The sequence below is a fragment of the Desulfovibrio piger ATCC 29098 genome (genome assembly GCF_000156375.1).
Taxonomy (GTDB): Bacteria; Desulfobacterota; Desulfovibrionia; order Desulfovibrionales; family Desulfovibrionaceae; genus Desulfovibrio; species Desulfovibrio piger.
The window spans coordinates 192,820-206,051 of record NZ_DS996360.1 but is presented as its reverse complement, the minus strand read 5'-3'; the positions used below and the strand labels follow the sequence as shown (position 1 = coordinate 206,051).

Below are 13,232 nucleotides of genomic sequence, written 5' to 3'. Positions count from 1 at the left end.
GGATTTTCCGCCATCCACGTTGACACATTCTGCAACCCGGCGTATTGCTTTGTTATCTGTCTGTGACGTCCCGGAGCCGTTCCGCGCGTCCCAAGGTTCGACTAGCCTGTGAGGAGGTTGTCATGAAGTTCGCCCTGTTGTCTGCCGGTGTCCTGGCTCTGGCCCTGTCCGTGCCCGCCATCGCGGCCCAGCCCCCTGTCCCGGCTGACGGTCTCGTCCTGCAAGGTTCCAATCCCAAGAAGCCGGTGACCTTCAACCACTCCACCCACAAGACCGTGGAATGCGTCATCTGCCACCACCCTGTGGACGGCAAGGAAAGCTATGCCAAGTGCGCCACTGCCGGCTGTCATGACAACCTGAAGGACAAGAAGGGGACCAACAGCCTGTACTATGTGATGCACGCCAAGGAAAAGGCCGATGCTCCCCTGAAGCATCAGAGCTGCCTGTCCTGTCACGTCAAGGTCGTGGCCGAAAAGCCTGACCTGAAGAAGGACCTCACCGGCTGTGCCAAGTCCAAGTGCCATCCGTAGACCGTCATCCTTTTTCGCACTGCAAGCCGCGGGAAACCGCGGCTTTTCTTTTTGGCGGTTTGCCTTTTGGAGCATGAGCTGCTATGCAGGGCAAGCCGTTGAGGAACCGGATCACCAACCATCCTGCATGAGAGGCGCCCATGGCCGCATCTGCCGAGCACAACGAGATCATCGAACTGACGGACCTTATCGAAAAAGGTCCCGACCTGCCGAAAAACAGCCCCAAAACGCCTGAGCCCCTCCCCCTGCCCGACGAGGCCCCGGCACAGGCTGCCCCGGCCTCTGACGACCTGCTCCTGCTGCCTGTCCAGGATCACGGGCCCGAGCCCTCCCCCGCGCCCGCCGCCGGGGCCGTGCCCCCCGCCCGGGACTGGGAAGCCCAGCTGGATGCCTCCGCGGCCGTGATCGGCGATACGGGCCTGCATCTGGCCGCTCTGGCGGCGCAGACCGGCACCGAAAGCCCCCTGCTGCCGGAAAGCCTAGAGCGCATCAGCAGCCTGGAAGAGAGCTGCCGCCAGCTCGACCGACGCCTGACTGCCCTGGAGAGCCAGACCGGGAACGGCCACGGCGACGCCACCCTGCTCATGGAGACCGTGGAACGTCTCACCCGTCTGGAAGAGCAGGTACAGGCCCTGCCCGCCACGGCGGAAGAGACCGCCACCGGCAGCATGGCCGGAGCGCCCAACAGTGTCCTGCTCATGGAAAGCATGGAGCGCCTTTCCGCGCTGGAAGGCGAACGCCAGGAGATGCTGCAACGCCTCGATGGTCTGGAAGGCCAGACCGGGGGCAGCCACAGTGACGGCACCCTGCTCATGGAGACCGTGGAACGCCTCACCCATCTGGAAGAACAGGTGCAGACCCTGCTCCGGCAGCAGGACGCCCCGGCGGCTCCCGAAGAAACTCCGGCCGCTGCGGACAACGAACACATGGCCCGCCTTGAAGAAGAGCGGCAGGTGCTGGCGCAGCGGGTGGAAGCCCTGGAACACCAGCTTGGCGACCTGATGACGGATTTTGACAAATACGTGGAAAAGGCGGCCGCCGCCGCTGCGGCGCGGATCCTGCATGAAGAGATCCGGCGCCTGATGGCGGACCAGGCCTGAGCGGCCTTTTCCCCTGCGCGCACGGCCTTTTCCGCCCCCGTCCCCGCGGGGGCATCGACTTGCCAAGCGCACCGTTAGCGCATATGCTGACGGACGGCCTTTTGCAGGCATCATCCCTGTACAGGCCCGAATCAAAAACAAAAGGGGCGGGGGCCGCCGTTTCCGTTCCTTTACCCGTCCGGCGTTTTCCCGTTGTGGGTCAAGGCCATTCCCCAGTGGACGGGTTTTTCATTTTGTATGCCACGAGGCCAGGTATGGACAAAGACAGCAAGGAAGCCCTTCAGGTCGCCAAAGAGCTGACCGCCAAATTCATCGAGACGCGCACGGTTTCGCCGGGCAACTTCGCCGAGGTCTTTCCCGCCGTGTACCGCGTGGTCTGCGAAGCCATCCGCCAGGGCAACGCGCCCAGGGAGGCCGGACGTGACTGATCCCCGTCCCCAGCATGACGCCGCCGTCTCCGGCATGTTCGGCCGCATCGCCGGCTTCTACGACCTGCTCAACCACACGCTGAGCCTGGGCATCGACTATTACTGGCGCCATGTGCTGGCCAAGAACGTACGCGTGGGCAGCACCAACCGCGTGCTCGACCTGGCCGCCGGCACCCTGGACGTCTCGCTGGCCATCCGCCGCAAGTACCCGCATGTGCAGGTGCCCGCCATGGACTTTTGCCCGCCCATGCTCCAGCGCGGCCTGCACAAGCTCAAGGGCGACAACGCCCGGGCCATCATGCCCGTGGCCGCCGACGCCAAAAAGCTGCCCCTGCCCGACGCCTCGGTGGACTGCGTGACCATGGCCTTCGGCATCCGCAACATCAAGCCGCGCTCCGAGGCCTTTGCCGAGATGCTGCGCGTGCTCACCCCCGGCGGGCGTGCCTGCATCCTGGAGTTCGGCTCCGGCAGCGAACGCATCTGGGGCGGTCTGTACAATTTTTATCTGGACAGGATCCTGCCGCGTATCGGCAAGATGGTCTCCCGCGATCCGGGCGCCTATGAGTACCTGGCCGAGACCATCCGCAATTTCCCCACGGCCCCGGCCCTGGAAAAGGAAATGACCGATGCCGGTTTCGCGCGGGCCTGGCATATCAAGCTCACGTCGGGCATCGTCTGCCTGCATGTGGGCGAAAAGGCCCGCTAGCCGGGCGAACGCGCCGCGATAGCGCCGGCTTTTCCCCGCCCGCGGCGGGACGTCCCGGCGCCATCCTCCGGCACAAAAAAACGGCGCCCCAAGGGACGCCGTCATGCATACGGAAAAAGCTGCAAGGCTCAGGCGCTGCGGGCCAGCCAAACGAGGAAGAGCCCCAGAGCCAGCGCCGCCAGCCCGAGGACCCGTATGGAGCTTTTGGGCATCTGCGCGATGAGGATCACGGCCCGTCGCATGGCGTCGGGAGCCAGAGCCCAGACCAGGCCCTCCAGAAGGATGGCCAAACCCAATGCCGCAAGAAATGGTTTCCAGTCAAAAGTCATGTCTTTCACATGGCGGAAACAGGCATTTTTGTAAAGGATAAAACGATGGTGGATTTCGCTGCCCTGCAGAATCGTGAACAGACCCTGGCCGTGGTGGGCCTGGGCTATGTGGGCCTGCCCCTGGCCGTGGCCTTCTCCCGCCACATGAACGTGCTCGGTTTCGACATCAACGCCGGACGCATCGAAGAGCTGCGCAAAGGCCATGACCGCACCAACGAAGTGACCGACGAAGCCCTGGCCGCCGCCACGATCGAATATACCTGCGACCCCGCCGATCTGGCCCGGGCCGCCGTGATCATCGTGGCCGTGCCCACCCCCATCGACGAACACCGCTCCCCCGACCTCACCCCCGTGGTGGGCGCCAGCCACACCGTGGGCCGTCACATGCCCAAGGGCTGCGTGGTGATCTATGAGTCCACGGTCTACCCCGGCCTTACCGAAGAGATCTGCGTGCCCATCCTGGAGCAGGAATCGGGCCTCACCTACGGTACGGACTTCACCGTGGGCTACTCGCCGGAGCGCATCAACCCCGGTGACAAGGTCCACACCCTGGAGACCATCAAGAAGATCGTCTCCGGTTCCGACCAGGCCACGGCCGACCTGCTGGCCCAGGTCTACGGCTCCGTGGTCAAGGCGGGCATCCACCGCGCCTCCAGCATCAAGGTGGCCGAGGCCGCCAAGGTCATCGAGAACACCCAGCGCGACCTGAACATCGCGCTCATGAACGAACTGGCCATCATCTTCGAGCGCCTGGGCATCGACACCCTCGAAGTGCTGGAAGCCGCCGGTACCAAATGGAATTTCCTGCCCTTCCGTCCCGGCCTGGTGGGCGGCCACTGCATCGGCGTGGATCCCTACTACCTGACCTTCAAGGCCGAGGAGATGGGCTTCCACCCCGAAGTCATCCTGGCCGGGCGCCGCACCAACGACAACATGGGCAAATACGTGGCCGAATGCCTGGTCAAGCGCCTTATCAAGAACGGCAACGTGGTCAGCGGCGCGCGCGTGGGCATCCTGGGCTTCACTTTCAAGGAGAACGTGCCCGACCTGCGCAACACCCGCGTGGTGGACGTGATCCGCGAACTCAAGGAATACAACGTCGTCCCGCTGGTGCATGACGCCGAGGCCGATCCGGCCGAAGCCATGCACGAATACGGACAGGAGCTGGTTGATCTGGACCAGCTGCGCGACCTGGATGCCGTGCTGCTGGCCGTGAGCCACAAGGCCTATGCCGCCCTGACGCCCGAAGACATCAAGGCCCGCTGCAAGGACGGCGACAAGGCCGTGCTCATGGACGTGAAGGGCTTCTTCGACCCGCAGGCCATGCGTGCCGCGGGCATCGACTACTGGAGACTGTAAGCGCCGTGCTGCTGGTCTGTGCCGCCACCGCCCGCGAACTGCTGTCCGCCCTGCCGGAACAGGCCCTGGGGCCCGTCCCCGGGACGGCATGCGGCCCGGCGGCACGGACCGGTCTGCCGGAGCAGGTACCGCTGCCCCTGCACCTGGGCTTTCCGGCCCTGGCCTGCATCACCGGCGTGGGGCCCGTCAACGCCGCCCTCGGCATGGGGCTGGCACTGGCCGGGGCCCGGCAGGCCGGACATGCGGTCTCGCTGGTGCTCAACGTGGGCGTGGCCGGCAGCATGGACCTGCAAGAGGCTCCCCTCCGTTCGCTCTGGCGGGTGGAGGAAGAGATCTGGCCGGAATACGGCCTGCACGACGGGACGGCTGTGGACGGCCCGTCGTTCGGTTTTCCCCAGTGGGAAGGGCCGCACGGGCCGGTCTTCGACCGCCTGCCCCTGGCCGCTCCCGCACAGCTGCCCGCCTGCCTGCACGGACTGCGCACCCTGCCCGCGGCCACGTCCCTGAGCGTGGCGGGCGTCAGCGCGTCCCGGCAGCGCGTGGAACAGCTCCGGCAGGCCCATCCCGGGGCCCTGCTGGAAAATATGGAAGGTTTTGCCGTGGCGCTGGCCTGCGCCCGCCAGGGCATCGCCTGTGTGGAGGTACGCAGCGTTTCCAACCGGGTGGGGCCGCGCGCACCGCATGAAACGGATTTTCCGGGAGCCATGCGCCGTCTGGCGGATATCTGGCGCCCCGCACCATAAACCGAGATGTCGCTATGCTGCTTCTGAAAGCCCGTCTGGCACTGGAACTGCCCCCCATCAACAAGGCTCTTTCCCGGGCCGCCGAGGGCCTGCCCCATCCCGTGCGCCCCATCGCCCGCCACATTTTCGAAGCGGGCGGCAAACGCCTGCGCCCCCTGCTGACCATCCTCATGGCCCGCCTGCTGGGCTATGACAAAAAAGACATCTACGATCTGGCCGTCACCATGGAGATGCTCCATGCCGCCACGCTGCTGCATGACGACGTGCTGGACAATGCCGACACCCGGCGCGGCAAACCCGCCGCCCATACCATTTTCAACGCCACCAGCACCATCCTGGCCGGCGATGCCATGCTGGCCCACGCCAATGCCCTGGTGGCCCAGTGCGGCGATCCGCGCCTGTGCCTCTGCTTCTCCGAGGCCACCAGCCGCACCGCCGCCGGCGAGATCCTGGAGATCGCGGCCCAGCATCAGGTGGAGACCACCGCCGAGGAATACGAAGAGATCATCCGCGGCAAGACGGCCTGGCTGATCCGGGCCTCGTGCCAGCTGGGCGCCCTGCGCGCCGGTGCCGACGAGGCCCTGGTGGAAGCCGCCGCCGCCTATGGCGAAAACATCGGCATGGCCTTCCAGATCGTGGACGACGCCCTGGACTTCGCCCCCCAGAGCGTCACGGGCAAACCTTCGGGCGGCGACGTGCGCGAGGGCAAACTGACCCCGCCCCTGCGCATGTACCGCGACAGCCTGGACGACGCCGCCCGCGCGGCCTTCGACCAGGCCTTCAATGACGCTTCCTTCACCGACGGCGACGCCGAGCGCATCGCCGACAGCATCCGTGCGGCCGGTTTCGACCAGGCCACGCGCATGGCTGCCGAAGGCTATCTGGACAAGGCCCGCGCGGCCCTGGCCAGCCTGCCCTCGGGACCGGAACAGGACATCCTGCAACAAATGGCCGACTACGTTCGCGACCGCAAAAAATAATCGCCTTATTACGGAGAACCGGCGGGATTCCCGCCGCCAAAGCGAGGACCGTATGCTCTATCGTGTGGAAACCGGGCTTCATGCCAACATTACCGATACCCAGGGCCGCAAGACGGCGCTGCATCTGCTCAAGGCGCTGCAGATCCCCGTTGCCGCCATCCGTCAGATCAAAGTCTACACCGTGGACGGTCTGGATGCCGCCCAGGTGAACCGTCTGGTGGACGAAGGCATCTGGCACGACCCCATCCTGCAGCAGGCCTCGCTGGAGCCGCTGCCCTTCGTGGAACCCGCCCCCCACTGGATCGTGGAAGTGGGCTACCGCCCCGGCGTCACCGACAACGAAGGCCGCACCGCCCGCGACACCGCCGCCATGGTGCTGGGCATCGCCCGTGACAGCCTGCGCGTCTACACCTCGGTGCAGTACCGCATCACCTGCACGCCCGACCGCATGCTCAATCGTGAAGAAGTGGAGGCCCTGGCCCGCGACCTGCTCTGCAACACCCTGATCCAGCGCTTCCGCGTCAAGAGCGCCGAAGAATGGCAGGCCCAGCCCGGCTTCGAGGCCCAGGCCGCCAAGGTCACCGGCGAATCCAACGACACCGTGGACGTGGTGCCCCTGTCCAGCATGGACGACGAGGCCCTGCAGAAAGCCAGCCGCGACAACACCTGGGCCCTGACCCTGCGCGAGCTGCACTGCATCCGTGACCAGTTCGCCACCCCCGATGAACAGGCCCGCCGCAAGGCCGCCGGCCTGCCCGCCGACCCCACCGACGTGGAAATGGAAGTGCTGGCCCAGACCTGGTCCGAACACTGCAAGCACAAGATCTTCGCCTCCCGCATCCATTACGAGAACAAGGAGACCGGCCAGTGCGAAGAGGTCAACAACCTTTACAAGACCTGCATCCGTGACGCCACGGCCGCCATCCGCAAGCGCCTGGGCGACGACGACTACTGCAAGTCCGTGTTCAAGGACAACGCCGGCGTCATCGCCTTCATCAACGGCTACGACGCCTGCATCAAGGTGGAGACCCACAACAGCCCCTCCGCTCTGGACCCCTACGGCGGCGCCCTCACCGGTATCGTGGGCGTCAACCGTGACCCCATGGGCACCGGCATGGGTGCGGAACTGGTCTGCAACACCGACGTGTTCTGCTTCGCCTCCCCCTTCTATGACAAGGAACTGCCTCCGCGCCTGCTGCATCCCCGCCGCGTGCTGGAAGGCGTGCGCGAAGGTGTGGAACACGGCGGCAACAAGTCCGGCATCCCCACCGTCAACGGCTCCCTGGTCTTCGATGAACGCTACCTGGGCAAGCCCCTGGTCTACTGCGGCACCGTGGGTGTGATCCCCACCGACGTCAACGGCCGCAAGGGCTGGGAAAAGAAGGCCGAAGTGGGCGACATCATCGTCATGACCGGCGGCCGCATCGGCAAGGACGGCATCCACGGCGCCACCTTCTCCTCCGAGGAACTGCACGAAGGTTCCCCGGCCACGGCCGTGCAGATCGGCGACCCCATCACCCAGCGCAAGATGTACGACTTCATCATGCGCGCCCGTGACCTGGGCCTGTACAACGCCATCACCGACAACGGCGCCGGCGGTCTTTCCTCCTCCGTGGGCGAAATGGCCGAAGACACCGGCGGCTGCGTGCTGGACATCGCCAAGGCCCCCCTCAAGTACGACGGCCTGCGCCCCTGGGAGATCCTGCTCTCCGAGGCCCAGGAACGCATGACTCTGGCCGTGCCGCCCGCCAAGCTGGACGAGTTCATGGAACTGGCCGCCCGCATGGACGTGGAAGCCACCGCCCTGGGCCACTACACCGACAGCGGCTTCTTCGACGTGCGCTACAACGACCGTCCCGTGGCCTCCCTGCCCATGGAATTCATGCATGACGGCGTGCCCCAGCTGGAACTGGAAGCCGTGTGGGAAGCCCCCAAGGTGGAAGACATCCGCGTGGACATGCCCGACAGCGAACAGGGCGCCTTCCTGCGCCGCATGCTGAACCGCCTGAACATCTGCTCCAAGGAATACATCATCCGCCAGTACGACCACGAAGTGCGCGGCGGCAGCGCCATCAAGCCCCTGTGCGGCGTCAAGAACGATGGTCCTTCCGACGCCGGCGTCATCCGCCCGCTGCTGGAATCCGATGCCGGTCTGGTCATCTCCCACGGCATCTGCCCCAAGTTCAGCGACTACGACACCTACTGGATGATGGCCAACGCCATGGACGAAGCCATCCGTAACGCCGTGGCCGTGGGCGGTAACCCCGATGCCCTGGCCGGTGTGGACAACTTCTGCTGGTGCGACCCCGTCCAGAGCGAAAAGACCCCCGATGGCCGCTACAAGCTGGCCCAGCTGGTGCGCGCCTGCAAGGCCCTGCAGCAGTTCTCCCTGGCTTTCGGCGTGCCCTGCATCTCCGGCAAGGACTCCATGAAGAACGACTACACCGGCGGCGGCGAAAAGATCTCCATCCCGCCCACGGTGCTGTTCTCGGTGATGGGCGTCATCAACAACGTCATCGCCACCCAGACCTCGGACTTCAAGGCCGCCGGCCACCACATCTACATGCTGGGCGGTACCTGGCGTGAAATGGCCGGCAGCGAAGCCTGCTCCGAACTGGGCCTCACCGGCGGCCGCGTGCCCAATGTGGACGCCGCCACCGCCATGCCGCGCTACCGCGCCGTGCACGGCCTCATGGGCCAGCGCGCCCTGTCCGCCTGCCATGACTGCTCCGACGGCGGTCTGGCCGTGGCCCTGGCCGAAATGTGCATCGGCGGCCGCCTGGGCGCCAACATCGACCTGGACGCCGTGCCCGCCATGGAAGACATGACCCTGACCGAACTGCTGTACAGCGAATCGGCCAGCCGCCTCATCGTCAGCGTGCGCCCCGACCTGGCCATGATCCTCGACATGCTGGGCAGCTGGCAGATCTGCCGCCGCATCGGTACCGTCACCGACGACAACACCCTGACCATGACCCGTGGCGGCGTCACCGTCCTGCAGGAAAGCGTGGACGACCTGACCACCGCCTTCAAGCGCACCCTGGACTGGTAAGTCCCGGTCCTGCCGCGAACATCAGGGGCGCCCCGCAAGGGGCGCCCTTTTTTTATGGCCTGTCCCCGTGACGGACCGGGGGCTTCCTGCCCGGCAGGACGGAGAAGCTCCCCGCCCCGCTATGGGCACAGGGAGAGCAGGAGCGGAAAAGAGCCTCCACCGGACCGGATCAGCCCCGGCCCGGTCTGTCCTTTCGGGCCTCCTTCCGCACCTCCCTTCCGGGTGCTCCTCAAAGCGAAACATGCAATTCAGCCCCCCCTGAAAGCCCGTGGAGGGGCTTCTTGTCCCCTTTCACAATATACAGACAAATTGCAGAAACTTCTTACTGCATATCGACTTTATATTCTCAAAAACAAACTTTATATATCAAAAAATAACATTCGATATAAAGTATAAAGCAAACTGCATATCAACTGTTAATTACTCATCTTGGACAGGAAAATTTCCAGACTTTCTCTTGCAAAATTTCCACAGTTTGACACAGAGCTTTTTTTCAGGCATTATGCCTCAATCTTTTTGTTTGGCGTTTCAGGCGATCCCCGTTGTGCAGCCTTGACGGGGTGGGTCGTCCGACGACCTGCGCCGCGTGGACAACCACGCTGCGTACCTGCTTCAACCAAGGAGTTTCTATGACCTCACATTCTTCCATGGGGATGCTGGCGCTGCTGCTGGCCTGTCTGCTGCTGGCCTCCCCCATGTCCGCCGCCCACGCCGGCGATGCAAAGACTGCTTCCTCCAGCCGTGATGTCTGGCTCAAGCGTGCCCAGAGCAACGCCGATGCCTTCATGACCGGCATGGCCTCCTGGTACGGGGCCGACTTCCACAACAAGAAGACCGCCAGCGGTGAAGGCTACGACATGTACACCTTCACGGCTGCCCACCGCACCCTGCCCATCGGCACCGTGGTGCGCGTCACCGACAAGAGCAACGGCAAAAGCGTCATGGTCTGTGTGACCGACCGCGGCCCCTATGTGCGTGGCCGCATCATCGACCTTTCCTATGCTGCCGCCCAGCAGATCAACATGAACGATCGCGGCGTGGGCAAGGTGGATCTGGAAGTGGTCAGCGACCCCAGCGGCACCCCCCTGCAGAACGGACAGGCCTATTTCGTGCGTTACAAGGATGACCAGGTGGGCCCCTTCTTCGCCTTTGCCGACGCGGCCGCCATGCATGAAGCGCTGCGCCAGGGCCACCCCGAGGCCGAAGTCGTTCTGGACGACGCCGACAACTAGCGCTCTGCCGCTCCCTTTTCCCGGGCGCCCCGAGCGCCCTTTTTTTTGGCCTTCGGCCTGCCCCAACTCTCTTGTATTCCCGCTTTTTTTGGGGCAATGTCGAAAATCGTGAGCTGTTTGGAAAACCGCAAATCCATCGTCATGGAGAGCTGTCATGGGTTTTGTGCTTGCCCTCATTTCCTCCGCCGCTTTCGGCCTCATCCCGCTGTTCAGCCTGCCTCTGCTGCACAGCGGCCTGTCCGCGGACTGTGTCCTTTTTTACCGTTTCCTCTTCGCCTCGGTAAGCCTGGGGCTCATCCTTGTCCTGCGCCAGGAACGCCTTGCCGCGCCCGCGCGTGACCTCGGCCTGCTGGCTCTGTTCAGCGTGCTCTACGCCCTGGCCGCCCTGCTCATGATCTGGGGCCTGCTCTACCTGTCGGGCGGCGTCACGGCGACGCTGCAATTCCTGTATCCGCTGATGGTCATGCTCATCATGACCATTTTCTTCCATGAAAAATTCTCCATCATCACGGCCAGCTCCGTACTGCTGGCCATCCTCGGCGTGGCCCTGCTGGGCAGCGGCGGCGGTGATGACGGCGGCAGTCTGGACCCGCTGGGCGTGGCCCTCCTGCTGGCTTCGGCCCTGTGCAATGCCGTCTACATCTCGGGCCTGCATGTGGCCCGCATCCACAGCATCTCCGGCCTGAGCATCACCTTCTGGGTGCTGTTCTTCGGCACCGGCGTTTCCCTCGTCAATGCCCTGATCTCCGGGACCTTCGAGATCCTCGGCTCCTGGGAACAGCTGGCCCTGAGCCTGCTGCTGGCCATCATCACCGCGGTCATCTCCAACCTGACCCTGATCCTGGCCATCCAGCGCATCGGCTCCACCCTGGCCTCCATCCTGGGCGTGGGCGAACCGCTCACCGCCGTCACCGTGGGCATCCTCGTCTTCGATGAGCCCGCCACCTTCGCCGTCTTCAGCGGTGTGGCCGTCATCTGCGCCGCCGTGGTCCTGGTCATGACCGGGCCGCAGATCCAGGCCTGGCTGCAAAAAAGAAAACACGGCTAGAAGATATGGGGGAGAGGAACATCCCTTCGGAGAAAATCCTCTCCCCCTCGAACTCCCCGTCCCCCTACACAAACGTTTTCCGGGACAGTAACGCTCCTCACAGGACACAAGAGCGCCTTCTGCTGACCGTCTCCCGGGCAGGCCTTTCTGCAACCTGCACTGCCCTGATCTTTCCCCGCTATCCCCATCCGGGGCATGCCGTGCCGCATGCGCCTGCTCACGGGCGCACGACGCCTGCAGCTGACATCCGGCCACCTTCCGTGCCGCTTCCCTTCCTGCCATCGGCGGCTGCCGTGACCAGAGGCCTGTCTCCTGCCATCATCTCCGGCAGGGTGTTGCCTTTTACGGCGCGCAGCAAAAGAATTTCCCCTTCCCCAAAAACAAAAGCGGAGCCGCCCCGCAGGGCAGCTCCGCTCCATTCCGGAAAAACAGACGGAGACTACAGACGTTCGGCCACCAGACGGCCCATCTCGGCGCAGCCCACCAGGGTGCAGCCGTCTTCCATGATGTCGCCGGTACGGAAGCCGTCACGCAGGGTCTGGCGCACGGCATTCTCCACGGCGTCGGCTTCTTCGGACAGGCCGAAGGCCAGGCGCAGCATCATGCCAGCGGACAGGATGGTGGCCAGAGGATTGGCCTTGTCCTGACCGGCGATGTCGGGCGCGGAGCCGTGGATGGGCTCGAACAGGGCCGGAGCCTGGGCGCCCATGGAGGCGGAAGGCAGCATGCCCAGCGAACCGGTGATGACGGAAGCCTCGTCGGAGAGGATGTCACCGAAGATGTTGCCGGTGAGGATGACGTCGAACTGCGAAGGATCGCGCACCAGCTGCATGGCGGCGTTGTCCACATACATGTGGCTCAGTTCCACGTCGGGGTAATCGGCGTGCACTTCCTGCACCACGGCCTTCCAGAGGCGGGAGGTCTCCAGCACGTTGCTCTTTTCCACGGAGCAGACCTTCTTGCGGCGCTGGCGGGCGGTCTCAAAGGCCACCTTGGCGATGCGGCGGATCTCATTCTCGTCGTAGATCATGGTGTTGTAGCCCACGCGCAGGCCGTTGCGCTCTTCGATGGCGCGGGGCTCACCGAAGTAGATGTCACCGGTCAGCTCGCGCACCACGATGAGGTCCAGGCCGCGGGCCGCGATGTCGGAACGCAGCAGGCAGGCACCGGCCAGTTCGGGCAGCAGCAGGGCGGGACGCAGGTTGGCGAACAGGCCCAGGGCCTTGCGGATGCCCAGCAGGCCCTTTTCAGGACGGCGGGCAGGCTCGATGTTGTCCCACTTGGGGCCGCCCACGGCGCCCAGATACACGGCGTCGGCCTTCTGGCAGGCTTCCACCGTGGCGGCGGGCAGGGGCTCACCGGTGGCGTCGATGGCCGCACCGCCGATGAGAGCGGGCACGAAGTCGAATTCGTGGCCGAACTTCTTGGCCACAGCTTCCAGGACGGCCACGCCCTGGGCCACGATCTCGGGACCGATGCCGTCACCCGGCAACAGACAAATGGTCTTTTTCATCTTGGTATCCTCATGCAGCGCCGCAGCACTGCGCTTGTGTCAAAAACTGTCATTGCTCCCGCGAAAAGCCATGGAGGGCACGTTTTCCGCAGCCCCCGCTTTCGTCCGGCTTCCCCGGCACGGTCTCCCCACTCCCGGGGGACGGATACTCAGGGCACGACCATCGTCCCGCCCTGCCCCGCCATCGACCGGAACAAAAGTTTTCGGGAGGA

General features: G+C 64.7%; 12 protein-coding genes. 10 read left to right on the top strand and 2 right to left on the bottom strand.

The window, feature by feature from the left end; genetic code table 11:
• Positions 1 to 122 precede the first annotated feature (122 nt).
• The 4 genes from DESPIG_RS11620 (at position 123) to DESPIG_RS11610 (ending at position 2,764) form a co-directional block, all read left to right on the top strand.
• On the top strand, positions 123 to 530 hold the full coding sequence (locus DESPIG_RS11620) for a cytochrome c3 family protein (RefSeq protein WP_006008946.1): 408 nt from the start codon (positions 123 to 125) through the stop codon (positions 528 to 530).
• A gap of 140 nt (positions 531 to 670) precedes the next feature.
• Positions 671 to 1,630, top strand: coding sequence for a hypothetical protein (locus tag DESPIG_RS11615; protein ID WP_006008944.1), 960 nt, complete (start codon positions 671 to 673; stop codon positions 1,628 to 1,630).
• A 254-nt stretch (positions 1,631 to 1,884) separates the two neighbouring features.
• Positions 1,885 to 2,058 carry a hypothetical protein gene (locus tag DESPIG_RS14135; RefSeq protein ID WP_006008942.1) on the top strand — a complete coding sequence of 58 codons (174 nt, stop codon included), beginning with the start codon at positions 1,885 to 1,887 and terminating at the stop codon, positions 2,056 to 2,058.
• Positions 2,059 to 2,092: 34 nt separating this feature from the next.
• Complete coding sequence (locus DESPIG_RS11610; RefSeq protein WP_006008940.1) at positions 2,093 to 2,764, top strand: ubiquinone/menaquinone biosynthesis methyltransferase; 672 nt, start codon at positions 2,093 to 2,095, stop codon at positions 2,762 to 2,764.
• Between the two features lie 128 nt (positions 2,765 to 2,892).
• On the opposite strand, the gene DESPIG_RS11605 is transcribed toward DESPIG_RS11610, so the two are convergent.
• Entirely contained in the window at positions 2,893 to 3,093 is a 201-nt protein-coding gene (locus tag DESPIG_RS11605) for a DUF2065 family protein (protein WP_040370049.1), read from the bottom strand.
• Positions 3,094 to 3,138: 45 nt separating this feature from the next.
• Between DESPIG_RS11605 and DESPIG_RS11600 the strand changes: the two genes are divergently transcribed.
• The 6 genes from DESPIG_RS11600 to DESPIG_RS11575 all read left to right on the top strand — a co-directional run bounded on the left by DESPIG_RS11600 (position 3,139) and on the right by DESPIG_RS11575 (position 11,507).
• Positions 3,139 to 4,452, top strand: a complete 1,314-nt coding sequence (locus DESPIG_RS11600; protein WP_050760336.1) for a nucleotide sugar dehydrogenase — start codon at positions 3,139 to 3,141, stop codon at positions 4,450 to 4,452.
• Between the two features lie 5 nt (positions 4,453 to 4,457).
• Complete coding sequence (gene mqnB / locus DESPIG_RS11595; RefSeq protein WP_006008935.1) at positions 4,458 to 5,195, top strand: futalosine hydrolase; 738 nt, start codon at positions 4,458 to 4,460, stop codon at positions 5,193 to 5,195.
• 14 nt (positions 5,196 to 5,209) lie between these two features.
• Entirely contained in the window at positions 5,210 to 6,175 is a 966-nt protein-coding gene (locus DESPIG_RS11590) for a polyprenyl synthetase family protein (protein WP_006008933.1), read from the top strand.
• A 52-nt stretch (positions 6,176 to 6,227) separates the two neighbouring features.
• Complete coding sequence (locus tag DESPIG_RS11585) at positions 6,228 to 9,227, top strand: phosphoribosylformylglycinamidine synthase subunit PurS (protein WP_006008931.1); 3,000 nt, start codon at positions 6,228 to 6,230, stop codon at positions 9,225 to 9,227.
• Positions 9,228 to 9,856: 629 nt separating this feature from the next.
• The gene (locus DESPIG_RS11580; RefSeq protein ID WP_211204919.1) at positions 9,857 to 10,459 is read left to right on the top strand and encodes a septal ring lytic transglycosylase RlpA family protein; all 603 of its coding nucleotides are present in this window, start codon (positions 9,857 to 9,859) and stop codon (positions 10,457 to 10,459) included.
• 154 nt (positions 10,460 to 10,613) lie between these two features.
• Positions 10,614 to 11,507, top strand: a complete 894-nt coding sequence (locus tag DESPIG_RS11575; protein ID WP_006008924.1) for a DMT family transporter — start codon at positions 10,614 to 10,616, stop codon at positions 11,505 to 11,507.
• A gap of 439 nt (positions 11,508 to 11,946) precedes the next feature.
• Here the strand turns inward: DESPIG_RS11575 and leuB are convergent, their stop codons facing one another.
• Entirely contained in the window at positions 11,947 to 13,020 is a 1,074-nt protein-coding gene (gene leuB / locus DESPIG_RS11570; protein WP_006008921.1) for a 3-isopropylmalate dehydrogenase, read from the bottom strand.
• Between the last annotated feature and the right edge of the window lie 212 nt (positions 13,021 to 13,232).

Bases quoted from the DNA above. Each gene is read 5' to 3' on its own strand.
- DESPIG_RS11620 (WP_006008946.1), top strand. From the start codon at position 123: ATGAAGTTCGCCCTGTTGTCTGCCGGTGTCCTGGCTCTGGCCCTGTCC.
- DESPIG_RS11615 (WP_006008944.1), top strand. From the start codon at position 671: ATGGCCGCATCTGCCGAGCACAACGAGATCATCGAACTGACGGACCTT.
- DESPIG_RS14135 (WP_006008942.1), top strand. From the start codon at position 1,885: ATGGACAAAGACAGCAAGGAAGCCCTTCAGGTCGCCAAAGAGCTGACC.
- DESPIG_RS11610 (WP_006008940.1), top strand. From the start codon at position 2,093: ATGTTCGGCCGCATCGCCGGCTTCTACGACCTGCTCAACCACACGCTG.
- DESPIG_RS11605 (WP_040370049.1), bottom strand. From the start codon at position 3,093: ATGACTTTTGACTGGAAACCATTTCTTGCGGCATTGGGTTTGGCCATC.
- DESPIG_RS11600 (WP_050760336.1), top strand. From the start codon at position 3,139: ATGGTGGATTTCGCTGCCCTGCAGAATCGTGAACAGACCCTGGCCGTG.
- DESPIG_RS11590 (WP_006008933.1), top strand. From the start codon at position 5,210: ATGCTGCTTCTGAAAGCCCGTCTGGCACTGGAACTGCCCCCCATCAAC.
- DESPIG_RS11585 (WP_006008931.1), top strand. From the start codon at position 6,228: ATGCTCTATCGTGTGGAAACCGGGCTTCATGCCAACATTACCGATACC.
- DESPIG_RS11580 (WP_211204919.1), top strand. From the start codon at position 9,857: ATGACCTCACATTCTTCCATGGGGATGCTGGCGCTGCTGCTGGCCTGT.
- DESPIG_RS11575 (WP_006008924.1), top strand. From the start codon at position 10,614: ATGGGTTTTGTGCTTGCCCTCATTTCCTCCGCCGCTTTCGGCCTCATC.
- leuB (WP_006008921.1), bottom strand. From the start codon at position 13,020: ATGAAAAAGACCATTTGTCTGTTGCCGGGTGACGGCATCGGTCCCGAG.